General features: G+C 73.3%; 21 protein-coding genes and 1 pseudogene. 10 read left to right on the top strand and 12 right to left on the bottom strand.

The window, feature by feature from the left end:
* The first annotated feature begins 370 nt into the window (after positions 1-370).
* From BMZ50_RS17020 to BMZ50_RS16985, 8 genes are read left to right on the top strand one after another with little or no spacing between them, the layout of a single operon-like run.
* The gene (locus BMZ50_RS17020; protein ID WP_177212849.1) at positions 371-1,459 is read left to right on the top strand and encodes an ABC transporter substrate-binding protein; all 1,089 of its coding nucleotides are present in this window, start codon (positions 371-373) and stop codon (positions 1,457-1,459) included.
* Between the two features lie 32 nt (positions 1,460-1,491).
* Complete coding sequence (locus BMZ50_RS17015; protein ID WP_091326994.1) at positions 1,492-2,325, top strand: ABC transporter ATP-binding protein; 834 nt, start codon at positions 1,492-1,494, stop codon at positions 2,323-2,325.
* 6 nt (positions 2,326-2,331) lie between these two features.
* Entirely contained in the window at positions 2,332-3,123 is a 792-nt protein-coding gene (locus tag BMZ50_RS17010) for an ABC transporter permease (protein ID WP_091326991.1), read from the top strand.
* Positions 3,120-4,859, top strand: coding sequence for a dihydroxy-acid dehydratase (gene ilvD / locus BMZ50_RS17005; protein ID WP_218146312.1), 1,740 nt, complete (start codon positions 3,120-3,122; stop codon positions 4,857-4,859). Before BMZ50_RS17010 ends, ilvD begins: the two co-directional genes overlap by 4 nt.
* Positions 4,856-6,214 carry an FAD-dependent oxidoreductase gene (locus tag BMZ50_RS17000; protein WP_218146311.1) on the top strand — a complete coding sequence of 453 codons (1,359 nt, stop codon included), beginning with the start codon at positions 4,856-4,858 and terminating at the stop codon, positions 6,212-6,214. Before ilvD ends, BMZ50_RS17000 begins: the two co-directional genes overlap by 4 nt.
* Positions 6,211-7,491 carry an aconitase X gene (locus BMZ50_RS16995; protein WP_091326988.1) on the top strand — a complete coding sequence of 427 codons (1,281 nt, stop codon included), beginning with the start codon at positions 6,211-6,213 and terminating at the stop codon, positions 7,489-7,491. Before BMZ50_RS17000 ends, BMZ50_RS16995 begins: the two co-directional genes overlap by 4 nt.
* Positions 7,488-7,910: an aconitase X swivel domain-containing protein gene (locus BMZ50_RS16990; protein ID WP_218146310.1), complete on the top strand. Its 423-nt coding sequence runs from the start codon at positions 7,488-7,490 to the stop codon at positions 7,908-7,910. Before BMZ50_RS16995 ends, BMZ50_RS16990 begins: the two co-directional genes overlap by 4 nt.
* Positions 7,911-7,954: 44 nt before the next feature.
* A complete protein-coding gene (locus BMZ50_RS16985; protein WP_091326985.1) occupies positions 7,955-8,881 on the top strand; it encodes an IclR family transcriptional regulator domain-containing protein in 927 nt (308 codons plus the stop codon).
* Between the two features lie 7 nt (positions 8,882-8,888).
* Here BMZ50_RS16985 and BMZ50_RS16980 read toward each other — a convergent pair whose 3' ends face one another.
* The 6 genes and pseudogenes from BMZ50_RS16980 to BMZ50_RS16950 all read right to left on the bottom strand — a co-directional run bounded on the left by BMZ50_RS16980 (position 8,889) and on the right by BMZ50_RS16950 (position 15,951).
* Positions 8,889-10,577, bottom strand: coding sequence for an AMP-binding protein (locus BMZ50_RS16980; protein ID WP_091326983.1), 1,689 nt, complete (start codon positions 10,575-10,577; stop codon positions 8,889-8,891).
* Positions 10,578-10,582: 5 nt separating this feature from the next.
* Positions 10,583-11,650, bottom strand: coding sequence for a hypothetical protein (locus BMZ50_RS16975; RefSeq protein WP_091326979.1), 1,068 nt, complete (start codon positions 11,648-11,650; stop codon positions 10,583-10,585).
* Positions 11,647-12,183: pseudogene (locus BMZ50_RS25305) on the bottom strand (UGSC family (seleno)protein). Before BMZ50_RS25305 ends, BMZ50_RS16975 begins: the two are co-directional and overlap by 4 nt.
* Positions 12,184-12,528: 345 nt before the next feature.
* Entirely contained in the window at positions 12,529-13,128 is a 600-nt protein-coding gene (locus BMZ50_RS16960) for a YceI family protein (protein WP_091326970.1), read from the bottom strand.
* Between the two features lie 111 nt (positions 13,129-13,239).
* Positions 13,240-14,103 carry an amidohydrolase family protein gene (locus BMZ50_RS16955; RefSeq protein WP_091326967.1) on the bottom strand — a complete coding sequence of 288 codons (864 nt, stop codon included), beginning with the start codon at positions 14,101-14,103 and terminating at the stop codon, positions 13,240-13,242.
* 63 nt (positions 14,104-14,166) lie between these two features.
* On the bottom strand, positions 14,167-15,951 hold the full coding sequence (locus BMZ50_RS16950) for a feruloyl-CoA synthase (protein ID WP_177212848.1): 1,785 nt from the start codon (positions 15,949-15,951) through the stop codon (positions 14,167-14,169).
* Positions 15,952-16,147: 196 nt separating this feature from the next.
* Between BMZ50_RS16950 and BMZ50_RS24325 the strand changes: the two genes are divergently transcribed.
* On the top strand, positions 16,148-16,702 hold the full coding sequence (locus BMZ50_RS24325) for a DUF6158 family protein (RefSeq protein ID WP_177212847.1): 555 nt from the start codon (positions 16,148-16,150) through the stop codon (positions 16,700-16,702).
* Between the two features lie 167 nt (positions 16,703-16,869).
* Complete coding sequence (locus BMZ50_RS16940) at positions 16,870-17,697, top strand: IclR family transcriptional regulator domain-containing protein (RefSeq protein ID WP_091326960.1); 828 nt, start codon at positions 16,870-16,872, stop codon at positions 17,695-17,697.
* Positions 17,698-17,702: 5 nt separating this feature from the next.
* Here the strand turns inward: BMZ50_RS16940 and BMZ50_RS16935 are convergent, their stop codons facing one another.
* The 6 genes from BMZ50_RS16935 to BMZ50_RS16910 form a co-directional block, all read right to left on the bottom strand.
* Positions 17,703-18,947 carry a bifunctional 3,4-dihydroxy-2-butanone-4-phosphate synthase/GTP cyclohydrolase II gene (locus BMZ50_RS16935; protein ID WP_091326956.1) on the bottom strand — a complete coding sequence of 415 codons (1,245 nt, stop codon included), beginning with the start codon at positions 18,945-18,947 and terminating at the stop codon, positions 17,703-17,705.
* Complete coding sequence (locus tag BMZ50_RS16930) at positions 18,944-19,468, bottom strand: flavin reductase family protein (RefSeq protein ID WP_091326953.1); 525 nt, start codon at positions 19,466-19,468, stop codon at positions 18,944-18,946. Before BMZ50_RS16930 ends, BMZ50_RS16935 begins: the two co-directional genes overlap by 4 nt.
* A gap of 76 nt (positions 19,469-19,544) precedes the next feature.
* Entirely contained in the window at positions 19,545-20,135 is a 591-nt protein-coding gene (locus tag BMZ50_RS16925) for a VOC family protein (protein WP_091326950.1), read from the bottom strand.
* Between the two features lie 64 nt (positions 20,136-20,199).
* Complete coding sequence (locus BMZ50_RS16920) at positions 20,200-21,204, bottom strand: ABC transporter permease (protein ID WP_091326947.1); 1,005 nt, start codon at positions 21,202-21,204, stop codon at positions 20,200-20,202.
* Entirely contained in the window at positions 21,201-22,829 is a 1,629-nt protein-coding gene (locus BMZ50_RS16915; protein WP_091326944.1) for a sugar ABC transporter ATP-binding protein, read from the bottom strand. Before BMZ50_RS16915 ends, BMZ50_RS16920 begins: the two co-directional genes overlap by 4 nt.
* A 112-nt stretch (positions 22,830-22,941) precedes the next feature.
* Positions 22,942-24,144 carry a sugar ABC transporter substrate-binding protein gene (locus BMZ50_RS16910; protein ID WP_091326942.1) on the bottom strand — a complete coding sequence of 401 codons (1,203 nt, stop codon included), beginning with the start codon at positions 24,142-24,144 and terminating at the stop codon, positions 22,942-22,944.
* Between the last annotated feature and the right edge of the window lie 56 nt (positions 24,145-24,200).

Below are 24,200 nucleotides of genomic sequence, written 5' to 3'. Positions count from 1 at the left end.
CGAGGGAGCGTGTTCGCTATCCGTACACGCGCGCTTTATCCGCACACAGCCTGGCCGAGCGCTCACCCGCGGTCAAGGCTGGGGCGCGACGGAGGTCACAGGCGGGTCACGGTTCGGCGCGCTCCCGGTGAATCGCCGGGACACCCGGCGCCTGGCGTTGACATCGCTGTGACCGTCGCCATATGTTCGGCAAGAGCACGCGCGGTCGGATAGCGCACACATCCGGCGCGCACCGCACCCGCAGCTGCCCGATCGAGGAGGCCGCCGTGACCACACCGGCCCGGCTCACCTTCCCGTAGGCGCTCCGGTTCCCGTCCCCCGCACCATCCACATGCCGCTTTCGTTCCCGTCCGCGTTGAGGAGACCCCCGATGACCCGCAGGACCGCACGCCCGGCTGGACGCCGTTCCGGCTGGCAGGCCGCATTCGCCGCCGCCACCGTCGCCACGATGCTCGCCGCCTGTGGTGGGGGCGAGGACGCGGAGGCCGGCAGCGGAGGCGGTGGCGGCGCGTCCGGCGGCGGCGAACTGCAGCCGGTCACCTTCCTCAACATCCTTCCGCTGGAGAGCCTGACCTTCACTCCCGAACTGGTCGCCGACGCCTGCGGCTACTTCGAGGAGCAGGGCCTCGACGTCACGTTCGAGACCACCCAGGGCTCCGCGCAGGCCATCCAGACCGTCATCGCCGGCTCGGCACTGATCACCCGCGTCGGCGACATGGAGACCATGCTGGCCATCGGCGAGCGCGACGCGCCGCTGGTCAACGTGGGCCAGATCTTCAAGACCGGCACGATCCGCTTCGTCTCGGCCGAGTCCGACCCGCTGGAGTCGCCCGAGGACATCGAGGGTCGGCTGATGGGTACGCCCTCGGAGGGCGGCACCAGCGAGATCATCCTGAAGCTCGCCGCTGCCTCGGCGGGGATCGCCCCCGAGGACGTGCAGACCCAGGTGGTGGGTCTCGCCCCCGGCGTCTTCGACCTGGTCACCTCCGGTCGGATCGGTGGCTACATCGTCTCGCTGGACACCGCGGTGGCGCTGGAGCAGCAGCAGCCGGAGGCGGTCGTCTACGCCCCGTCCGAGGACGTCGAGAGCGGCGGGCAGGTCTACATCACCTCCCAGGAGCAGGCGGACGACCCCGAGAAGCAGGAGCAGCTGCGCGCCTACCTGGCCGCGATCCGCGAGGCGGTCCTGTTCGTCGCCGAGGACGAGGCCAACGACTTCGCCGAGACCATCGAGTGCCTGTCCGACTACGGCATCCCGACGCTCGAGGACCCGGAGGTGGCCCGCGGCGCGCTGACCCAGTACGTCGAGTCGTGGACCGCCGCCGGCGAGGAGGAGATCGCCCGCACGGTGCCCGAGCAGTGGCAGACGGTCTACGACGAGATGTCCGGATCCGGCTTCGTGCCCGAGGGCCTCGACCCGGCCGAGTGGTACACGAACGACTTCGCCCCGGCCCCGTGAGCGCACGAGCAGCCGGGTCCAGGGAGGACGGCATGACCATCTCCGCACCCGTCCAGCAACGGGGCGCGCCACCGGCGCCCGGCAGCCCCCGAGCCCAGCTCGAGGTGACCGCGGTCGACAAGATCTACCAGGCGCGCCGGGGTGAGGTGCACGCCCTCAGCGACGTCAACCTCTCCATCGCCCGCGGCGAGTTCATCTCGCTGGTCGGCCGCTCCGGATGCGGCAAGACCACGCTCCTGCGGATCCTCGCCGGCCTCCTGCCGCCGAGCTCGGGAACCGTGACCGCCGACGGCGAGAGCATCTGGCGGGGCGGCAAGCGCAACGACGAGGCCTTCCAGCACTTCGGCCTCGTCTTCCAGGACGCCAACCTGTTCCCCTGGTACACGGTGGCGGACAACATCGCGCTGCCGCTGAAGCTGCGCGGGGTCGGCAAGCGGGCCCGCCGGGCGCGCGCCGCCGAGCTGTGCGAGCTGGTCGGCCTGCCCGGGTTCGAGAACGCCTACCCGCGGGAGCTGTCCGGCGGCATGCGGCAGCGCGCCGCCATCGCCCGCGCGCTGAGCTACGACCCGACCATCCTGCTGATGGACGAACCGTTCGGGGCCCTGGACGCCCTGACCCGCGACAAGATGAACCTCGAGCTGCAGTCCATCCACGCGCAGGCCGGCGCCACCGTCGTCTTCGTCACGCACTCCATCAGCGAGGCGGTCTTCCTGGCCGACCGGGTCGTGCTGCTCACCCCGCGGCCGGGCCGGATCCGCTCGGTCACGCCGGTCCCGCTGGCGCGTCCGCGCTCCCTGGAGACCGAGACCAGCCCGGAGTTCCAGACGATCGTCCGCGAGCTCCGGCACGAACTGGACGAGGAGTAATCCGCCATGCGTGACCGCGACGGCCTCATGAAGGCCCTCCCGTTCATCTCCACACCGATCCTGCTGGTCCTGCTCATCGGCGGCTGGCAGTTCGCCGTCTCGGTGATCGGCGTCTCGGAGTTCATCCTGCCCGCGCCCCTGGACGTGTGGAACTCGCTGCTGGACCTGCTGGTCAGCGGGACGGTCTGGGCCGACATCTGGATCACTCTCTACGAGGTGCTCGTCGGCTTCGTCTTCGCGCTGATCTTCGGCACGGCGATCGGGGCGATCCTCGGCCGGGTCGTGTGGCTCGAGCGGGCGGTCCAGCCGGCGCTGGTCGCCCTCCAGGTGATCCCGAAGGTGGCCTTCATCCCGCTGTTCGTCATCTGGTTCGGCTTCGGGACGACGTCCAAGGTCATCATGGCCGCGATCCTGGCGTTCTTCCCGATCATGCTGAACGTGATGCTCGGCGTCCGGTCGGTGGACCGCGGCCACCGCGACGTGATGCGCGGTCTGGGCGCCAGCCGCTGGGCGACCTTCAAGAACCTGGAGCTGCCGAGCACGCTGCCCTACATCTTCGCCGGGGCCGAGGTGGGCATCGTGTTCGCCGTCATCGGCGCGATCGTCGGTGAGTACCTGGGCGGCAGCGAGGGCCTCGGCCACCTGGTCGTGCGCAGCCTCAACGCGCTGGACGCCCCGCAGCTGTTCGCCGTCATCGTGCTGCTGGCGCTCATGGGCTCGCTCCTCTACGCGGCGGTGACCCTCACCAAGCGGCTGACCATCCCGTGGCACGACTCGGTCGCCGGGGTCAGCCCGTGAGTGCTGGGCCCGGGGGGCCGGCCGCGCCGCAGCTGCGCAGCAACCTGCAGGTGGGCAGCTCCCGCTGGGCCGTACGCCGGGCGCAGTGGCGTGCGTTGGGCATCTCCGACGAGGACATGACCAAGCCCAAGATCGCGATCGTCAACTCCTCCTCGGACCTGGCGATCTGCTTCAGCCACCTCGACGGCATCGTCGGGCCGCTCAAGGAGGCGATCCGCGCCGCCGGGGGCCTGCCGTTCGAGGTCCGGACGGCGGCGCCCAGCGACTTCATCACCTCGGCCGGCCGCGACGGGCGCTACATCCTGCCCAGCCGGGACCTGATCGTGAACGACGTCGAGGTGGCGGTCGAGGGCGCCCAGCTCGACGGAATGGTGGCGCTCGCCTCCTGCGACAAGACCGCCCCGGCGCACCTCATGGCCGCGGCACGGCTGGACATCCCCACGATCGTCGTCGGCTGCGGCTACCAGCCCAGCGGCCAGTACCGCGGCGAGCACGTCGACATCGAGGAGGTCTTCCTCGCCGCCGGCTCCGTCGCGGCCGGCCGGATGTCGCTGGAGACGCTGTGCGGGATGAGCGACAACGCCATCCGCGGGCCGGGCGTGTGCGCCGGCCTCGGCACCGCCAACACCATGCACATGGCCTGCGAGGCGCTGGGCATGAGCCTCACCGGCACCACACCGGTGCTGGCGAACGGCCCGGCGATGTGGGACGGCGTCCGCCGGGCCGGGGCGCGCATCGTGGAGCTGGTCACCGAGGGACTGCGCCCCCGCGAGGTGATGACCGAGGCGGCCTTCCGGAACGCGGTGACCGTCATGCTCGCGACCAGCGCCTCGGTCAACTCGGTCAAGCACCTGCAGGCGGTGGCCCACGAGGCGGCCTGCCCGGTGGACGTCCCGGGGCTGTTCGCCGAGCTCGCCGACCGGGTGCCGCTGCTGTGCGCCGTCCGCCCCAACGGGCCGGCCTTCATCGAGGACCTCGAGCGAGCCGGTGGCACCCGAGCGGTGATGGCGCGACTGCGCGACCTGCTCGACCTCGACGTCCCGACGGTGGACGGCGGCACGCTCGGCGACGTCCTGCGCGATGCCACCGTGGCCGACGAGGAGGTCGTCCGCCCCGTGGAGCGGCCCTTCGGCACCCGGCCGACCATCGTGATGGTCCGCGGTTCGCTGGCACCCGGCGGCGCGGTGGTCAAGCGGCCGGTCGACGACCGCGGTGCGCGCCGGTTCGAGGGGACGGCGCTGTGCTACTCCTCGCGCGACGAGGCGCTGGCGGGCCTGGCCCGCGGCGAGGTCACCCCCGGGGCTGTGCTCGTCGTCCGCGGGCTCGGCGTCGTCGGTGGCCCGGGCATGGCACTCGGCTCGGCCGTGGTCTTCGCGCTGGAGGGCGCCGGCCTCGGCGACAGCGTCGCCGTGGTCACCGACGGCCAGATGTCGGGCCTGGTCAACGTCGGCACCGTCGTCGGCGAAGTCACCCCGGAGGCCGCGCTGGGCGGGCCGCTGGCGCTGGTGGAGGACGGCGACCGCATCGTCATCGACGTCGACCGGCGCACCGTGGACCTCGAGGTCCACGACGACGTGCTGGCCACCCGCCGGGAGCGCCTCGGCACGCCCGACCCGGGCCCCGACCACGGCTGGCTCTCGGCCTACCGCCGCCTGGTGTCCACCGTTCCCGAGGGCGCGGTGCTCACCACCCCCGCCCCGGGCCGGCCCCCCACCCCCGAGGAGCGCACTCCGTGAGCGAGAGCTGGCTGGACGAGCCCGCGCGGCGCACCGCCGTCCTCGGCGAGTACGAGGTCGTCGTCGTCGGCGGCGGGCCGGCGGGCGTCATGGCCGCGGCCGCCGCCGCGCGCGCGGGCCGCTCGACGATCCTGGTCGAGCGGTACGGGTACGCCGGTGGGGCGGGCAGCGCCGGCGGGCTGTCCACCTTCTGCGGCCTGCACGCCAACGTGCACGGCGAGCACCGCCAGGTGGTGCACGGACTCGCCGACGAGCTGCTCCAGCGCATCGACGCGCTCGGCGGGCTCAACCCGCCGCACCTCAGCTTCGCCAACCGCATCCTCGCCCAGGCCTACGACATCTCCGCCTACAAGATCGCCCTCGACGAGCTGCTCGTGGGCTCCGGCGTGCAGATCCTCTTCCACGCCACCGCCGTCGGGGTGCGCATGCACGACGAGCGCCGGGTGGACGCGCTGATGGTGGAGTCCAAGTCCGGCCGCGGGGCCATCCGCGGGCAGCTGTTCGTGGACGCCTCCGGGGACGGGGACCTCGCCGCCTGGGCCGGTGCGCCCTACGAGAAGACCGACCCGGCGCACGGGATGCTCTACCCGTCGCTGATGTTCCGGGTCAACGGCGTGGATGCCGAGGCCGCCCGCGCCACCTACGACCGGCTGCCGGCGCTCATGGAGGAAGCCGAGCGGTCCGGCCGCTACCGCTTCCCCCGCAAACGGCCGATCGTGCGGCCGCAGCGCAACCCGCTCGAGTGGCGGGCGAACATCACGCAGCTGGCCAACCCCGACGGCAGCGCGATCGACGGCACCGACGTGTGGCAGCTGACCCGCGGCGAGCTGCAGGGGCGCCGGCAGGTTCGCGACGTCTTCCCCTTCTTCCAGGAGGACGTGCCCGGCTTCGCGGCGTCCTACGTCGTGGACATCGCGCCGTCCATCGGCATCCGGGAGACCCGGCGGATCGTCGGCCCCTACCAGCTCAGCGAGGACGACATCCTCGACTGCGCCGACTTCCCCGACGCCATCGGCGTCAACGGCTGGCCGGTCGAGGCGCACGTCGCCGGCGACGTGGAGATCCGCTGGCAGCGCGGGGAGAACCCTCGCGGGTACAACCAGCTGCCCTTCCGCATGATCGTGCCGCAGGTGTTGACCAACACCTACGTGGCCGGGCGCTGCGCATCGATGACCCACGAGGGCCAGTCCAGCGCGCGGGTCACCGGGCCGTGTTTCGCCATGGGGCAGGCCGCCGGCGTGGCCGCGGACCTGGCACTGGGCGCCGGGGTGGCGGTCGGCGACGTCGACGTCACCGAGCTGCAGCGGCGGCTGGAGAAGGACGGCGTCTGGCTCGGTGGGGAGGGGGCGCGGTGAGGCTCACCGACGGCGAGCGGGCGATGCTCGACGGCGCCGATGGCGAGGCGGTGGCCGCCGCGATGGACCTGCTGGTGCGCTACGGCGAGGTGCTGGGCGCCGAGCGGCTGGTCGACACCGACAACGTGTGCGGAGCCAACCTGTTCGGCTCCAGGCACAGTCTCGTGTGCGGCTCCCCCACCCCGGACGCCGCCTTCTCCGAGCACAGCCTGGACGCGCCGCGGGTGCTGACCATTCCGCCGGTGCGGGCGCAGAGCTACCAGCTCATCGGGCCGATGGACACCAAGCACTGGCAGGTGCAGGGGCTCCCGCAGGCCGAGCACGACGAGATCGTCGCCAGCGAGAAGTACAGCGCCGACCACGGCATCCACCTGATGAACACCTGCACCCCCTACCAGGTGGGGAACGTGCCGGTCCGCGGTGAGCACTGCGCATGGATGGAGAGCTCGGCCGTCGTCTACGTCAACTCCGTGCTCGGGGCGCGGACCAACGTCGAGGGTCGGGAGAGCACCGGTGCCGCCATGCTCACCGGCAAGATCCCCTACTGGGGTCTGCACCTGGAGGAGAACCGGCACGGCACCCACCTGGTCGAGGTCACCACGCCGGTGCAGAGCAACCGCGACTGGGGGCTGCTCGGCTACTGGATCGGCGAGCAGGTGCAGGAGGAGGGGATCCCGGTCCTCGACGGCATCACCACCACCCCGGACCTGGTCCGCCTCAAGCACTTCGGCGCCGCGGCGGCCTCCTCCGGCGGCGTCGAGCTCTACCACGTTCCCGGGATCACCGCGGAGGCCCGCAGCGTGGAGGAGGCCTTCGCCGGCGCCGCCCCACGGGTACGGCTGCGCTACGGCCCGGACGAGCGGCGCGCTGCCTACGAGCGGCTGAACGGCACCGCGACCGACACCTCCGTCGACCTGGTGATGATCGGTTGCCCGCACGCGACCCTCGGCCAGATCCGTGACGTCGTCCGCCTGCTGGAGGGCCGCCGGGTGCACCCGGACAGCGAGCTGTGGGTCTTCACCCCCCGGGCGCTGCGGCACATCGCCGAGCAGAACGGCTACGCACAGGCGCTCGAGGACGCCGGAGCCGTGCTGATGAGCGACACCTGCCCGGCGATCGGGCAGTTCCTGCCGAAGGGAACCCGGGTGATCGCCACCGACTCGGCCAAGCAGGTGCACTACCTGCCGGCGATCATGAACGTGCAGGGGTGGTTCGGGACGCTCGCGGAGTGCGTGGATGCCGCGGTCACCGGCACCTGGCAGGGGGTGCAGCCGTGAGCGGGCCGGTCGTCCTGACCGGCCGCGGGCTGGTCGGCGGCATCGCCGAGGGAGAGGCGCTGGTCACCCGCGAGGCGGTCTCCGGCTGGGGTGGGGTGGAGCCGCGCAGGGGGCGGATCATCGAGTCCCGCCACGAGCTGGTCGGGCAGTCCTTCGCCGGCAAGGTGCTGGTCTTCCCCGGCGCGAAGGGCTCCTCCGGCTGGTCGGGCATGTTCCACATGTCGCGGCTGATGGGCTCGGCACCGGCGGCGATGGTGTTCACCACGATGAACACCAAGATCGCCCTCGGCGTGGTGGTGACCCACGTGCCCGCGGTCACCGACCTGGACCGCGACCCGTTCGCGGTCATCCGCACCGGCGATTGGCTGCGGGTGGACGCCGACCGCGGCCAGGTCATCGTCACCCCGAGGAGCAGGTAGCGTCCCCGGGACCTGTCCCGGGGACGCAGCACGGACCAGGATGGATGACCGAGACGACAGCCGCGGCGCACGGCCGCGCCGGCGCGGAGGAGCTGGGCCCACTGACCGAACCTGATGGCGTGCTCGGCGCCGGCGGCGATGCGCCCGCCGCCCGCCCGGAGGAGCCCGCCGCTCCCCGGTCGCGGGGCGACTACTTCGTGCAGTCGCTGGAGCGCGGGCTGGCCGTCATCAAGGCCTTCACCGCCGACGAGCCCGAGCTGACCCTCAGCGACATCGCCCGCCGCACCGGCATGACGCGGGCCGCGGCCCGGCGCTTCGTGCTGACCCTCGTCGACCTCGACTACGTGGGCACCGTCGACCGCAGGTTCTACCTCCGGCCCACCGTGCTGGAGCTGGGCTACACCTACCTGTCGCTGCTGTCGTTCCCGCAGGTGGCGACCCCGCACCTGACCGCGCTGTCCGACGAGCTCAAGGAGACGACGAGCGTGGCCGTCCTCGACGGGGACGACATCATCTACGTCGCCCGGGTGGGCGCGCGACGGGTGGTTGCCAGCGGGCTCACCGTGGGCACCCGGCTGCCGGCGTTCGTGACCTCGCACGGCCGGGTGCTGCTCGCCGCGCTGCCCGACGACGAGCTGGACGCCTACCTCACCCGGGCCAAGCTGCTGCCGCGCACCGCGCGGACCGTGACCGACCCGGAGCGGCTGCGCGATCGGTTGATGGAGGTCCGCACCCAGGGCTGGTCGCTGGTGGACCAGGAGCTGGAGGAGGGCGTCACCTCCATCGCCGTCCCGGTGCACGACGCGACAGGGGCCGTGGTCGCCTCGGTCAACGTGGGGACGCACTCGCGGCGCCTCTCCCCCGCTGCCCTGCGCCGTACCGCCCTGGAGCCGCTGCGGGAGACAGCGCACCGGATCGAGCGGGACATCGCCCTGCTCGGCGTCCGGTCCACCGCGCCCGGACAGCTCTGAGCCGACGCTATCCCCCGGCGGCGAGCTGCCCCGCGCGGTCGGTCGCCCAGCGCCGGTCGATCTTCCCGGAGACGGTCCGCTCGATCTCCGGCACGACGGAGATCAGCCGCGGCCTCTTGTAGTCGGCCAGCCGGCTGCCCACGTGCTCCCCCAGCTCGGCGACGGTCAGCCGAACCCCGGCCACCGGGACGACGAGAGCGGTGACCCGGCTGCCCCACCGGTCGTCGGGAACGCCGACCACCACGGCTTCGGCCACCCCCGGGTGCTCGACCAGCGCCTGCTCGACCTCCTCGGCGAAGACCTTCTCCCCGCCGGTGTTGATGACCCCCGAGCCGCGTCCCAGCAGGGTCAGCGTGCCATCGGCCGCGACGATGGCCGCGTCGCCCGGGACGGCGTAGCGCACCCCGTCGACCACCCTGAACACACCCGCGGTGGCCTCCGGGTCGTCGAGGTAGCCGAGCGGGAGGTTTCCGGTGCTGGCCAGCACCCCGACCTGGCCGGAGCCCGGGACGACGTCGGTGCCGTCCGGCCCGATCACCCGGGCGTTGGCCGGCAGCGTGAACCGGTCGGTGACCGTGTCGGGGTCCGGGCCGGACAGGGAGATCCCGAACGGGCCGCCCTCGGTGGCGGCGATCGAGTCCTGCAGGGTGGCGCGGGCGGCCCGCAGCAGGCGTCGCTTGGTCGCGGTGCTCCACCGGACGCCCGAACTGACCACCCGGCGCAGGGACCCGAGGTCGTAGGGGGTACCGGCCGCCGCGGCGCGGTCGTACTCGTCCAGCAGCGGGACGGCGAAGGCATCCCCGACGATGGCCAGCTCCTGGACCTGGTGCTCCTGGACCGCGGTCCAGAGGGCGGCCGGGTCCAGGGACCGCTGCGGCAGCGTGACCACCTGTCCGCCGCGGAGCAGGTTGCCCAGGCTGAAGAAGAAGCCGGTGCCGTGCATCAGCGGCGAAGCCGGCAGGATGACCGGGGCGGTTCCGGCGCGGACCGCGACCTCGGCTGCCGCGACGACTCCGGCGACGTCAGCGGGCACCGGCTCCCCGGCGCGGCCGTAGGCCGAGGAGACCACGCCGCACACTCCGGCGCAGTCCCAGACCACCCCCTTGGGCAGGCCCGTCGTTCCGCCGGTGAGGATCAGGATCCGGTCGTCGGCCGAGCGTTCCTGCCGGGGCCGGGGGGCGGCCGCCGCCACCGCCGCCTCGTACCGGAGGAACATCTCCTCCTCCGGCACCGGAACGGTCAGGCCCCCGTCGGCGTCGCAGACGACGACCGCCCGCAGTTCCGGCAGCCGCGCGGCCACGGTCGCCATCCGGCCCACGAGGGCCGCATCGGCCACCACCGCGCGGATCCCGGTGAAGCCGAGCACCTGCTCGAGCTCGGCCTCCCGGTAGCGGTAGTTGACGTTCACCGGCACGGCGCGCAGCTTGAGCACTGCGAGCAGGCTCTCCAGGTACTCGGGCGAGTTGTACAGCCCGATGCCCACCCGGTCGCCGGCGCCGATGCCGCGGTCGGACAGGAAGCCGGCAAGCCGGGCCGCGCGGTCGTCGAACTCCGCCCACGTCCGGCGGCGGTCGCCGTGCAGCAGCACCGCGCGGTCGGGGTCCAGCGCCGACAGCGCGTCGGAGAGCGCCTCGATCACGGAGGCGAGGTTGTCCCGGAAGCGGGGCGCCTCCCCTGCACGAACGACCTCTGCCATGGTCCTCAGTTCCCCTTCGATGCCGGGATGCGGGTGACCGCGGGCCGGTCGCCGCGGGGCCCGAAGGTCTCGACCACGGCCGACACCCCCGAGTTCGACGACCCGGCGACGACGACGAGGACCGCCTCGGGCGAAGTCATCGCGTGGATGCCGTCCCGCGCCGGGTCGGGCCCGGGGTCGAGGACGGCGTCCGGGTGGTCGCGCGCCACCCGCCAGTGGCTCTTCTGCGACATCGCGCCCTTGCCGGCCCGGTCGAGGAGTTCCCGGGGGACGAAGGACTGCTCGTAGAGGAACTGCGAGACGTCCCGCTTGCTCCAGCCGGCGTCGGCGAGCAGGTGCGCATGCTCGGGGCCGAGCACCACGCAGGCGCTGACGGTCTGGTGCAGCAGCGCTCCGGTGCGGGCCAGCGTGCCGGCGATGTCGTGCAGCAGCTGCTCCGGGACGGCGGTGTGCCGGGCCTCGATGTGCACCGTCGAGCGCATGGTCATCGCCGTCACCGCGCTGTCCTCCGGGGCGAGGCCGCAGTCGACGTGCAGCGGCGTCCACGGCGACTCCTCCTCGTTCTCCCCGATGCAGGCCGTGTACTTGGCCGGCGTCCCCTGGGTGGCCTGGTCGAGTTCGTGCGGCACGAGGCCCAGGGCGTTGATCGCGGTGAGCCGGACCGCCCGGCCGATCGTGGCGTTGGCCCGGAACCCGGGCCCGAACAGGTTCCCGGCGCTGTTGACGCCGATCTGCCGCCGCACGGGGCCGTTGACGAGCAGCAGCGAGGCGGTCCCGGTGGTGCTCTGCCAGATTCCCTTGCGGGCGTAGCCCTCCTCACGCAGCGAGTCCCAGGCCGCGACGACCACCGGGAAGTACTCCGGCAGGCACCCGGCCATCACCGCGTTGACCGCGGCGAGCCGCACGGTGACCGACCGATTGAGCTGCGGCATCGCCAGCAGCACCTCGTCGGGGTCCCGGTCGACGCAGGCCAGCATCGCCTCCGCCGCCTCCCGGTCGCACGGCACGACCGGGAGGCCGTCGGTCCAGCCCTCCGCGAAGCAGTGCTCGATCGCCCGTTGGGTGGGGTTCACTCCTCCACCCCGAGGATCGCCAGCACCCGCGGGAGCATCTCCTCGACCCGCTGCCGGATCCCCTCGGCGCTGAGGCTGGCGACCGGATGCGGCATCTCGACGTACTCGAAGCCGGGGAAGCCGTAGGTGCGGGCCATCGCCGCGGCCGTGATGCGGAAGGGTTCGGTGCAGATGGAGACGGCGGGCACGCCCTGGCGCTCCAGCAGGATTCCGTCGGCCAAACTGGCCGCGCTGCAGGAGCCCTAATCACCGATCGCCGTGATGGCGAAGTCGCACTCCTCGAAGATCCGCTGGGTCTGCGTCGGCTCCACCGGGGTGCCGAAGTACGGCTTGGTGAACATCAGCACGTTCTTGACCCCGTAGCGCTGCTGCAGCACGGAGCCGATCTCCGTGAGCAGCGCGCCGCCGTTGGGCTTGCCGTTGTCCAGCAGCCCGAGGGTCTTCCCGCGCAACGTGGTCATGCGGGGGGCCAGCGACGTGTCCGCGGCCGCGTCGGTCGCGCCGGTCGGGTCCAGGATCGATTCCAGCTCCATGGCGGCTCCTCGATCGGTCGGTGGGCATCGGCCGTCAGTCGGCCAGTGTGTGCGGTATCCGAACAACGTGTCGTTTATCGCACACAGACCCTATCGACCGGGTGTGACGCAGGTCAACGACCGCGAGGCGTCACCCGGTGACGCGGAGTGAGGGCAGACCGCCGGCTGCCGGCGGCAGGGTTCTCGCCGGCACCGAGGTTGCCCGCGTGATGCGGGCGCGGGGCAGCTCGACACCGGTTTCCCTCGGCCCCGGCTCATCGATGCCGGGACGGCTACGGAGCGCGCGGGCGGACGTCCGTACGCAGCACTCCGCGGAGGGCGCCGCGCCAGCGACCGCGCCGGGGTTCAGGCGCTGCGGACCGCGGAGACGTCGAACTCGATCTGGATGCGGTCGCTGACCAGCACCCCGCCGGTGTCCAGCGGGGTGTTCCAGGTCAGGCCCCACTCGCTGCGCTTGATCGCCAGCGCACCCTCGAACCCGACCCGGGTGTTGCCGAAAGGGTCCTGGGCCGACCCGGTGAGGGTGAAGTCCACCGCGACCGGGCGGGTCGTGTCCCGGATGGTGAGGTCCCCGGTCACCGTGTACACGTCCGGCTCGATCTGCTCGACGTCGGTGGAGACGAAGACGATCTCCGGGTAGGTCTCGACGTCGAGGAAGTCCGCGGAGCGCAGGTGGGCGTCGCGGTCGGGCTGGCCGGTGTCGATGCTGTTCGTCCGGATCCGCAGCGTCACCGAGCTGGCCGGCGGGTTCGCGGCGTCCAGGTGCGCGGTCCCGGAGAAGTCGGTGAACGACCCCCGCACCGTCGTCACCATCGCGTGGCGTGCCCGGATGCCGATGCGCGTGTGCGCCTCGTCGACGGTGTAGTCGCCACTGACGTCGACGAGAGCACTGGTGGCCGCGTCGAAGTCGGTGGGGTCCGCGTCAGGTGCACGGTGCTTGCCCAAGGTCCACCTCTCCCTCCCTGGATCCGCTCCATCCTGACGGATGCCGCACGGCACGACATCCCTGGGGTGGAGCCGCCACCCGGCCCGGACGGCCCGGGGCGGTCGCCCGCGTCAGCGCGCGGGGTCGAGCCCGGCGTAGACCCGCAGCGCGTTCTGCCCCAGGACCAGCGGGACGACGTCCTCGGGCAGGCCGAGCGAGGCCACCGCGCGGGCGTTGGCCGCCTGCCCGGGCACGCCCGGCCAGTCGGTGCCGTAGATCCACCTGAGCGCCAGCCGGCCGAGGTCGAAGCGGGCGTAGTACTCCGGCAGCCGCTTGGGCGGCAGGCCGGAGAGCTCGATCCAGACGTTGGGCCGGGAGACGGCCAGGAAGGCCGCCGCGTCGTACCACCAGCCCCGCCCGCCGTGGGCCAGCACCACCTGCAGGTCGGGGAAGTCCCGCAGCACCGCGTCGAGCAGCACCGGGTCGGCGTAGGCGTTGGTCGACCCGGGGAAGCTGCTGGTCCCGCAGTGCACGACCAGCGGGACCCCGCGCTCGACGAGCACCGCGTAGGCGGGGTACATCGCCGCGTCGTCGGCGCGGAAGCCGCCGTGCACCGGGTGGATCTTCAGCGCGGCCGCGCCGAGGTCCAGCTGGCGCTCGAGCTCCCGGGCGATCGGGAAGTGCAGGTGCGGGTTGACGTTGGCCACCGGCCGGAACCGGCGGGGGTTCTGCTCGATCAGCGGCAGCAGGTCGTCGAAGAGCTGGTAGCCGGTCGCCTTGGGGCTGTACTCGCAGAACAGCAGCGCGACGTCCACACCCTCCTCGGCGAAGAGCCGGTCGAGCGCGGCGGGGTCCGGCGACCCGTCGGCCCGCCAGATCTCCTCGAGGATCCCGGGCCGGCCGAACTGCCGGGCCCAGTCCACCCAGGCGGGTGCGAGGGTGGCCAGGTGCGGGACATGGACGTGCGCGTCCACGAGGAGGTGTCCGTCGAGCATGTCAGCGATCCTCCCCCGTCGCCGCGGCGACCTCGGCTCGGGTCCGGGCTCGGGCCTGGCGGGTCACGGGCGCACGACCACCTGCGGGGGCACGGGGTCGGCCGCCAGCAGCCCGGCCAGCTCCGCCCGGCGCTCGCGGACGGCACGCTGGTTCACGTAGCCCTTGTCGGTGATCTCGCCGGCGTCCAGCTGCGCCGGCTCCCGGAGGACGAGCAGCCGCTCGACGCGCTGCGCCGACCCGCCGCCCTCGGCGGCCAGCCGCTGCAGCGTGGCGGCCAGCTCGGCCCGCAGCGCCGCCCCGGGGACGCCGTCGTCGTCCACCTGGCCCGCGGCATCGGGGCGCAGCCACACCAGGGCGGTGACCTGCTCGGTGTTCTCGCCGCAGAGCACCGCGTCGGTGAGCAGCCCCTGCCCGGCCGAGACCAACCGCGGGCGCAGGGTGCCCACGCTGACGAACGTCCCGGTGGAGAGCTTGAAGTCCTCGGCGATCCGCCCTCGGAACAGCAGCCCCGCGTGCACGTCCCCGGGGTCGGCGAGGGTCACCGCGTCGCCGGTGCGGAAGAAGCCCTCCTCGTCGAACGCGGCCGCGGTCAGGTCGGGACGGCGGTGGTAGCCCGGGGTGACGTTCGGCCCGCGCACCCGGACCTCCTGCTTCTCCCCCACCGGCACCAGGGCGAGCTCCACCCCGGGCAGCGGCACGCCCAGCACGTCGCTGCGGGTGATCGGGAAGTGCGCCGAGGTGGCGGCCGGCGCGGTCTCGGTCAGTCCCCACGCGGTGGTCATCCGCATCCGGGAGCCGTGCTCGGCGGCCAGCTTCTCCAGCCGGTCCCACAGTTGCTGCGGTAGCGCGGCGGCGGCGAAGAACCCCAGGCGCAGCCGGCTGAGGAAGGCACGGGCGGCCGCGGGATCCCGCTCGAGCTCCGGGAGCAGCGCGGCGTAGCCGGCGGGCACGTTGAAGTACAGGGTCGGCCGGGCATCGGCCAGGTTGCGCACCGTGCGGCCGACCAGCGCCGGGGCGGGCCGGCCGTCGTCGATCCACAGCGTGCCCCCGTGGGCCAGCACCATGTTCAGGTCGTGGTTGCCGCCGAAGGTGTGGCTCCACGGCAGCCAGTCCAGCAGCACCGGCGGCTCGGCCTCGAGGAACGGCCACACCTGGCGGATCTGCTGCTGGTTGGCCATGAGCATGCCGTGGGTGGTGAGCACCCCCTTCGGCGCACCGGTCGACCCGGAGGTGAAGAGGATCTTGGCGACGTCGTCCCGGCGCAGCCCCGCGCACCGCCGGTCGACCTCGGGGGACGGTGCGGCGCCGAACTCCTCGGGTGTCGTGGCCCCCGGGACGCCGCCGTCCCGGCTGAGCACCGCCCGGTCCCCGGCGACGGCGGTGACGGCCGCGGCGAAGGAGGCGTCCTCGGCGACCACGAGGCCGGGCTCGGCCAGCTCGGCCATCGCCCGCAGCTTGGCGTGGTCGGCGCTCTGCAGGGAGTAGGCGACGCTGGTGGGGACGACGGGCGCACCGACGGTCATAGCGGCCAGGAGGACCACCAGGTGCAACCGGCTGTTGCCCGAGAGCACCATGACCGGCCGGTCGGCCAGGCCGCGGTCGAGCAGGCCCTGCGCCAGCCGGTCGGCCTGCTCGCGGGCCTCGCCCCAGGTCAACCGCGCCCACCCCCCGGAGGCGTCCCGCTCGGCGGCCAGCAGCCGGTCGGGATGGGTCTCGCTCCGGGCCCGGAATTCGTGCACCACGCTGACGGCGTGCTCCCGCAGCGGCTCCGCGGAGCGGAGCAGCAACCGGCCGTCGGGCCCGCGCTCGGCGGTGATCCGCGGCGCGGTGAACGTGGGCTCGCTCATCGGTCCTCCGGAGGTCGGGCGTCCCGTCCGGGGCGGGGACGGGCCCGCCCGCATGCTCTACGCTTCGGTTACTCATTGTCAATCGGGCTGTAGCTCGTCGGCGGGCGCGGAGGGGCGGCGAGGTGACAGCCGCCCGCGCCCCGGCCACGATGAGACCCCGGCCACAAAGGCCCGGGCACCGACCGAGGGAGCGGCCATGACCGAGCGTCCGGGCATCCCGGCTCGCGAGCTGTCCGACGAGGAGCTGGAGCGCCAGGGCGTGCACGCCCACGCCACCCGGCACTGGGTGTTCCTGCACGGCACCGCCGAGCAGTTCCGCACCCACACCGAGCGGATGCTGGAGCTGGAGCAGGAGTACCTGCGCCGGCACCCGCAGCGCACCTGGCAGGGCTCCGGCGGCGACGCCGTCGCCCCCTCCCGGGACGACCGGATCCGGGACCTGGTGCAGACCTTCTCCCGCGCGATGACCGCGCTGCTCGACGAAGAGCCCGCGACCGCGGACGGGAACGGCGTGCCACGGCGCGATCCCGCGGAGGCCCAAGCGGCGCTGCTCCAGCACTTCGCCGCAGCGCCCGACGGGCGGCTGCACAAGCTCGAGGCGCACCAGATCGCCCGCCAGCTGAGCCCTGACAGCCACCTGGTCGCCCGGCTCTACCGGCAGGACCCGCCGCTCCTGGCCGCCGAACGGGACATGCGGGTGCTCACCGACGCCGGTCGGGACTGGCTGGCGCGCCACCCCGCCCCGGCCTGAGACCGGGTGGGGTGGGGGCACCGGGTCCCACCCATCCCGCCGCCGCGCTCCCGGGTGCGGTCTCCCCCGTCCGGAGGGGCCCCCGGCGCCGATCGCCGCGAACGACCCCCCGGGGACTCCACCCTGGATAGGGTCGGCGCGCCGGGCGTGGAGGGAGAGGGGGACCGATGGCCGGACGCGGTATCGGGCCGGACTTCGTCGAGGCCCTGGCGCGGGGCCTCGACGTCATCGCCGCCTTCGGCGCGGACCGCCCCACGATGAGCCTCACCGAGGTGGCCAGCGCCGCCGGGCTGGCCCGCCCGACCGCCCGCCGGCTGCTGCTGACCCTGGAGGAGATGGGCTTCGTCCGCGCCTCGGGGCACGGCTTCGCGCTCACCCCGCGGGTGCTCGGCCTCGGGATGGCGTACGTCAGCTCCCTGGGGCTCTGGGACATAGCGCGGCCGCACATGGAGAAGCTGGTCACCGGCACCGGCGAGTCCTCCTCCATGGCCCAGCTCGACGGCGCCGACATCGTGTACGTCGCCCGCGTGTCGGTGCCCCGGATCATCACGCTGCGGGTGGAGATCGGCACCCGCTTCCCCGCCGTCCGCACCTCACAGGGCAAGGTGCTGCTGGCCGCCCTCTCCCCCGACGAGCTCGAGTCCGCGCTCGCCCAGCCCAGCCGCGCCGGGCTGCCGCCGGCCCCCGAGCCGTCCCGGGAGCAGCTGCTCGGCGAGCTGGTGGAGGTCCGGGCCCGCGGCTGGGCGCTGGCCGACGAGGAGCTGGCCCCCGGCATCCGCTCGGTGGCTGTGCCGGTGCGGGACGGGACGGGCACGGTGCGCGCGGCCATGAACGTCACCGTGCACGCCGCCGAGACCTCGACCGAGCGGCTGGTGCAGGAGTACCTGCCGCAGCTGCTGCGCACCGCCGGCGAGGTGAGCGCGGAGTGGGCGCTGTGGCAGTCGCGGCCGCACGTCCAGACCGCCCCGCCGCGGGAGGGGCCGGCCACCGCCTGACACAGTCAGCCCAGCACCGCATCCGGCGACGCCAGCTGGTGCCCCATGCGGTCGCGCTTGGCCCGCAGGTAGCGCACGTTGTGCGCGGTGACCACCGTGGGCAGCGCCACCCGACCGACCACGGCGAGCCCGTAGCCGTCGAGCCCGCCGTACTTGGCCGGGTTGTTGGTGATCAGGCGCAGCCGGTTGATCCCGAGGTCCCCGAGGATCTGCGCGCCGACCCCGTAGCTGCGCGAGTCGGCCGGCAGGCCCTGGGCGGTGTTGGCGTCGACGGTGTCGAGCCCCTGCTCCTGCAGCGCGTACGCACGGATCTTGTGCGCCAGGCCGATGCCCCGCCCCTCGTGGCCGCGGAGGTAGACCACCACGCCGGTGCCCTCGTCGGCGATCGCGCGCAGCGCCTGCTCCAGCTGCCCGCCGCAGTCGCAGCGCAGGGAGCCCAGGATGTCGCCGGTGAGGCACTCGGAGTGGACGCGCACGAGCGCGCCGGCCTCGCTGCGCCCCGCGGCGGCCACGTCACCCATCACCAGGGCCAGGTGCTCGGTGCCGTCCACGGTGCTGCGGTAGGCCAGCGCCCGGAAGTCGCCGAACTCGGTGGGCATCTGCGCGCTGGCGACCAGCTCGACCAGCTGCTCGGTGGCCCGGCGGTGGCGCACCAGGTCGGCGATGGCCAGCACCGGCAGGCCGTGCTCGGCGGCGAACCGGGTCAGCGACCGGCCCCGCCGCATCGAGCCGTCCTCGTCGACGATCTCGCCGATGACGCCGACGCCGGAGAGCCCGGCCATCGTGGTGAGGTCCACCGCGGCCTCGGTGTGCCCGGCGCGGACCAGCACGCCCCCGGTCCGCGCCCGGAGCGGGAAGATGTGCCCGGGCCGGCGCAGCTCCCCGGGGCCGGTGGCGGGGTCGGCCAGCGCGCGCACGGTACGGGCCCGGTCGGCGGCGGAGACCCCCGTGCCGGTGTCCACGTGGTCGACGGTGACGGTGAACGCCGTGCCGTGCGCATCGGTGTTGTCCCCGACCATCTGGGGCAGCCGCAGGGCGTCGGCCCGCTCGCCAGCCATCGGCGTGCAGACGATGCCGGTCGTGTGCCGGACCAGGAAGGCCATCTGCTCGGGGGTGATCAGCTCGGCGGCGACGACGAGATCGCCCTCGTCCTCCCGGTCGGCGTCGTCGACCACGACCACCATGCCGCCGGCGGCGAGGGCCGCGACCGCGCGCTGCACCGCCTCGGCCGCAGGGCGACGGGAGGTCACGGGGTCTCCAGCGCGGCGTGGGTGCCGAAGACCCGGCCGTGGTAGGTCAGCGGGCGGCCCTCGACGGTCTCCGCCGCGACCACCAGCCCCAGGGCCACGACGTGGTCGCCGCCGTCGACGAGGGTCTGCACCTCGCAGGCCAGCCAGCCCGGTGCCCCGGGAATCCGGGGCAGGTCGTGGTCGAGGTCCCACTTGACCCCGTTGAACTTGCCGGTGCCGCCCTTGCGCGCGAAGGCCAGCGCGAGCTGGGACTGGTGGGCGCCGAGCACGTTGACCCCGAAGCGTCCGGACTCCCGGACGACGGCCAGCAGGTCCGACCCGCGGTCCAGGGAGACCAGCACCATCGGCGGGGTCATCGACAGCGAGGCGAAGGCGCTGACGGTGGTGCCGTGCGGCAGCCCGCCGGTGGTGCTGGTGATGACCGAGACCGGCGTGGGCACGCCGGCCATGACCTCGCGGAAGCGGGCCTGCAGGTCGGGGTCGACGACGGGGTCGAGCGGCTGGTCGACGGGCTGGGTCATGGGTGGTTCCTTCCGGGAGGGCGCGGGCCGGTCGCGGCCGGCCCGCGGTGGAGCGGTGGAGCGGTGGAGCGGGAAATCAGGTGGCGGCCGGGTCGTCGTCCGGCGGCGCGAACGGCCGGACCGGCTGCTCGCCGTCCCAGCCCAGCGACGCCCGCCAGAAGGCGGTGAAGGCGGCGTCCATGCCGGGCCCGTACTCGATCAGCTCGATCATGCCGGGCCGGTCCGGACCGCCGTCCAGGTAGGCGACCTCACCGCCGGTGGGCACGCCCGCCCGGAAGGCGAGCCGGTAGCCCCGGGCCTCGAGGTCGGCGATCCCGGCGGCGACGTCGTCGGTCGCCACGCCGAAGTGGTGGAAGCCGTAGCCCCGCTGCTCGATCGTCTCGCGGTAGACCGAGGGCTGGTCGTCCTTGGGGGCGATGAGCTCGATCTGCATGTGCCCGGCGAAGGACATCGCGATCGCGACGTCGGCCCGGCTGGGCTGCCCGCGGTAGACCGCGTCGACCCCGGTGAACGAGTCCAGCAGGAACCACGGGCCCACGCCGAGCTCACCGGTCCACTGCGCGATCGCCTCGTGGATGTCCGGCACGACGTAGGCCATCTGGATGATGCCGTCGCGCGGCTGGCCGAAGCCGAGTTCCGCCCTGCCGTCCGGGCCGAGTCCTGCCATGTCTCCCCTTCTCCCGTGCACGGGTGCGGGGTCGCCGGCACCGTGCCGGCGACCCCGCGGTCGGTCAGTTGCGGCGCAGGTAGCGCGAGATCGCCACGGCCAGGACCAGCGCCCCGCCGTAGAACAGCTGCTGGGCGAAGTCCTGGGCCCCGAGCAGCTGCAGGCCCGCGGTCCCGGTGGCCAGGAAGAGCACCGCCACCCCGGTGCCCAGGGCGTTGAACCGGCCGGGCTGGATCGTCGTGGCGCCGAGGAACACCGCGGCGTAGGCCGGCAGCAGGAACGTCTCCACCGAGGTCGGGCCGGCCGAGCCGGTGGTGCCGACGTAGAGGACCCCGGCCAGCGCCGCGATCACCCCGGCGAGGACGAACGCCCCGAACCGGATCCGGTCGGCGTTGATGCCGCTGAGCACGGCCACCTCCCGCGACTGGCCCACGAAGAGGTTGCGCACGCCGAGCGGCGTGTAGTTCATGACGTACCAGATCGCCAGCATCACCAGCAGGCAGTAGAAGAACTGCACCGGGATGCCGCCGATCTGGCGCAGGTAGGTCCACATCGACAGGCCGCGGTCGACGCCGACGACCGTCGTGGAGTTGGCGATCCAGAAGACCAGGCCGCCGAAGAGCGTGCCGGTGCCGAGGGTCATGATGAACGGCTCGGTCTTGAACTTGACCACGACCAGGCCGTTGAAGGCCCCGCACAGCGCACCGACCACGACCGCGATCAGGCACGCCAGCGCGATCGGGACGCCGTGGTTGACGTTGAGCACCGCGACGAGGATCGCCGCGAGCCCGCCGATGCTGCCCAGCGACAGGTCCAGGTCCCCGGACCGCGACGGCAGCAGGGCCGCGAGGGCGAGCATGAACAGGATCGACTGCGACCCCAGGATGTTGGAGATGTTCCCCATCGAGAGGAACGTGCCCGGCGCCAGCGCGGCGAAGACGACGAACAGCACCAGCCAGGCGACCGGCAGCGCCGCCTTCTCACCCCAGCGGCCGCGGACCGACCCGCCGCCGGCGGCCGGGGGCGCCGGCCGGGTGTCCTTGGTCTCGACGGTGTCCGTCGCGCTCATCGTGCCACCTGTTCAACGGTCGGGAGGATGGTGGATTCGCTGGTGCTGGCCCCGTAGACACCGGAGGTGATCGCCTCGGGGGAGATGTCCTGCAGCGGGATCTCGGCCGCGGCGACACCGCCGCTGACCACGACGACGCGATCGCAGACCGCCGCCAGCTCGTCGAAGTCGCTGGACACCCAGACGACCGCCATGCCGGTCTCGGTGGCCCGCTTGATCACCCGGTAGATCTCCGCCCGGGCGGCGATGTCGACACCCTGGGTCGGCTCGTGCAGCAGGAGCACCCGGGGGCCGATCTCCAGCCACTTGCCGACGACGACCTTCTGCGCGTTGCCGCCGCTGAGGGTGCCCACCGGCAGGCTGGTGCGGCGCGGCCGCACGTCGAGCGCCTCGGCGCGCTGGTCGGCGGTGCTCCGCAGCTCCCCGTTGCGCAGCCGCCCGCCCCGGGAGAACCGGCGGACCACCAGGAGCATCATGTTCTCGGCCACCGAGACCGCCGGCGCGATCGCGTCCCGGCGGCGGTCGGCGGGGATCAGCGCGAGGCCCATGCCGACGGCCTGGCCCGGGTGCTGCCGGGCCGCCGGGACCGCCCGGCCGTCGAGGACGAGCTCGCCGTCGGTGGCCTGCCGCGCGCCGAAGAGCAGGTAGGGCACCTCCTCGGCGCCGGAGCCGAGCAGTCCGGCCAGGCCCACGACCTCGCCCGGGGCGACGTGCAGGTCCAGGCCGCGGACCTGCCCGCCGCGCAGCCCGGTGACGTGCAGCCCGACGCCGGGCGAGCGGTCGAACTCCCGCGGCGGCACGGTGGCCGGCTGGGAGCCGCCGTGCGCGTGGCCGTGCCCGAAGGTGTCGAGCTTGGCGACCGCGGGCCCGACGATCATCTCGACGATCTGCTCGTCGGTGACCTCACTCATCCGCGCGTTCGCGGCCAGCTTGCCGTCCCGGAGCACGGTGACCCGGTCGGCGATCTCCCGGATCGCGGGCAGGTCGTGGGAGATGAAGACGACGCTGGACCCGGAGGCGACGATCGTCCGGACGAGGTCGAAGAGGAACTGCACCTCGTCCTCGGGGAGGAAGACGGTCGGCTCGTCGAGCACGAGCACCGAGGACGAGGCCCCGGTGCGTTCGCGGTACTGCTTGAGCTCCTCGGCGGCGCGGGCGATGGCGACCAGCGCCTGCTCGACCGGCGGGAGGTGGTTGACCACGGCCAGGGGGTCGACGTTCACGCCGTAGCTGCGCAGCATCGCGCGGGCCTTGCGGGCCTCGGCCCCCCAGCGGATGCGCACCCGGGAGCCGCTGCGCTCGGCGACGCCGCCGAGCAGGTTCTCCAGCACGGTGAGCGGGCGGGCCAGGCCGAGGTCCTGGTGCACGAAGCTGAGGCCGAGGTCCCGCGAGGCACCGGCCTCGAGCGGCAGGGCCACCTCCCGGCCGTCGACGACCATCCGGGCGCCGGGCTCGGGGTCGTAGACGCCGGCCATGACCTTGACGAGCGTGGACTTGCCGCAGCCGTTCTCCCCGAGCAGCGCGAGCACCTCGCCGCGCTCGACGGTCATGCTCACGTCCTGCAGCGCGCGGGTGGCGCCGAAGGTCTTCGAGACGTGGTGGAGCTCGAGAGCGGTGGTGGTCATCCGGGTGCTTCCCTGGGGCCGGGGCACGGCGCGCCGTCGGCGCACCGCGGGGATCGGGACGGGGTCGAGCGCGGGGAGGCCCCGGGCGGGTGCCCGGGGCCTCCCCCTCGGGTCAGGACGCGGGCGCGTCCAGCCACAGGCTGCGGTAGCCCTCGATGTAGGAGTCGCCGAAGCCGTCGTTGGGCCCCTTCACCTCATCGGCGTTGTCCGGCGTCCAGAGCCGGTAGGGCGAGAAGGCCTGGTCCGACGGGATCGGGTCCTGCCCGGCCAGCACGCGGAACAGCTGGTCGGCGCCGGTGTAGGACATCCAGTCGAAGTTGGGCCCCATGTCGGTGCCCATCGGGTTCTCCGGGTCGCTCATGAGCGCGACGAAGGTCCGGTCGGCACCGAACGCGTAGGTCTTCGCGTCCACGTTGGACGCCTTGAGCGCCGGCAGCACGAACGGCGTCTGGCCGTCGAACACCGGGAAGACCGCCCGGATGTCCGGGTTGGCCACCAGCGCCGAGGAGAGCGCGCTGGTCAGTTCGGTGGCGTAGCCGGGGATCGGGATGTTGATCGACTCGACGTTGCAGGCGTCGCCGCAGAGCTCGGCGAAGGTGTCCTTGACCGTCTGCTCCATGCCGATCGACGGCGGGTTCTCGTTCGACGTGATGATCAGCGCGTCGATCGGTCGGCCCTCGGACTCGATGAGCGCCTGCGCCACGCCGAGCTCCATGGCCCGGTTGAACTGCCCGTTCGTCTGGGCGGCGATCAGGTCCGACGGCTCCTCGGAGACGTCGGCCAGGTGCATGTCGACCACCGCGATGCCGGCCTCGCGGGCGGCCTCCATCTGCGGGGCGAGCGCCGCCGGGTCGATGCCGCAGACCAGCGCGACGCCGTCGTACCCCTGGTTGATCGCCAGGTTCATGCCCTGGACCCAGGCGTCGGGTCCACCGTCGTTCTGGAAGTAGGTGCTCTCGGTCATGCCGACGCTCTTGGCCAGGTCGACCACGGTGCGGGCCATCCGGTCGCAGCCCTCCAGCTGGCTGGTCACCGGCATGGAGAGGATCTTCTTGCCGGCCAGGCCCGCCACGGAGAAGGCCTCACCCTGCGGCTCGAACTGCGGCTGCGCCATGGCCTCCTCGATCTCGGCGCGCAGCTCGGCGAGCTTCTCCTCGGAGACGACCGCCTCGCCGCCGCCGTTGCCGGAGGCGGAGGCGGAGCCGTCATCGGCCGCGGGGGCGCAGCCCACCGTCACCAGAGCCAGGGCCGCCGCCGCGGCCGGGAGGGCGAACCGCCGCCGGGTTCGCGGCGAACGGATCACGCGATGAGCCATGGAAGTCGTCCTCTTCGTCGGGGGGGCGCACAGCTACGAGATGGATCGCCGCACAC

It is taken from the genome of Geodermatophilus ruber (assembly GCF_900114385.1).
Classification (GTDB): Bacteria; Actinomycetota; Actinomycetes; order Mycobacteriales; family Geodermatophilaceae; genus Geodermatophilus; species Geodermatophilus ruber.
This window is presented reverse-complemented; position numbering and strand designations above follow the sequence as displayed.

Coding starts and splice junctions, on each gene's coding strand:
- BMZ50_RS17020 (WP_177212849.1), top strand. CDS start 371: ATGACCCGCAGGACCGCACGCCCGGCTGGACGCCGTTCCGGCTGGCAG.
- BMZ50_RS17015 (WP_091326994.1), top strand. CDS start 1,492: ATGACCATCTCCGCACCCGTCCAGCAACGGGGCGCGCCACCGGCGCCC.
- BMZ50_RS17010 (WP_091326991.1), top strand. CDS start 2,332: ATGCGTGACCGCGACGGCCTCATGAAGGCCCTCCCGTTCATCTCCACA.
- BMZ50_RS16985 (WP_091326985.1), top strand. CDS start 7,955: ATGACCGAGACGACAGCCGCGGCGCACGGCCGCGCCGGCGCGGAGGAG.
- BMZ50_RS16980 (WP_091326983.1), bottom strand. CDS start 10,577: ATGGCAGAGGTCGTTCGTGCAGGGGAGGCGCCCCGCTTCCGGGACAAC.
- BMZ50_RS16955 (WP_091326967.1), bottom strand. CDS start 14,103: ATGCTCGACGGACACCTCCTCGTGGACGCGCACGTCCATGTCCCGCAC.
- BMZ50_RS16950 (WP_177212848.1), bottom strand. CDS start 15,951: ATGAGCGAGCCCACGTTCACCGCGCCGCGGATCACCGCCGAGCGCGGG.
- BMZ50_RS24325 (WP_177212847.1), top strand. CDS start 16,148: ATGACCGAGCGTCCGGGCATCCCGGCTCGCGAGCTGTCCGACGAGGAG.
- BMZ50_RS16940 (WP_091326960.1), top strand. CDS start 16,870: ATGGCCGGACGCGGTATCGGGCCGGACTTCGTCGAGGCCCTGGCGCGG.
- BMZ50_RS16930 (WP_091326953.1), bottom strand. CDS start 19,468: ATGACCCAGCCCGTCGACCAGCCGCTCGACCCCGTCGTCGACCCCGAC.
- BMZ50_RS16925 (WP_091326950.1), bottom strand. CDS start 20,135: ATGGCAGGACTCGGCCCGGACGGCAGGGCGGAACTCGGCTTCGGCCAG.
- BMZ50_RS16920 (WP_091326947.1), bottom strand. CDS start 21,204: ATGAGCGCGACGGACACCGTCGAGACCAAGGACACCCGGCCGGCGCCC.
- BMZ50_RS16915 (WP_091326944.1), bottom strand. CDS start 22,829: ATGACCACCACCGCTCTCGAGCTCCACCACGTCTCGAAGACCTTCGGC.
- BMZ50_RS16910 (WP_091326942.1), bottom strand. CDS start 24,144: ATGGCTCATCGCGTGATCCGTTCGCCGCGAACCCGGCGGCGGTTCGCC.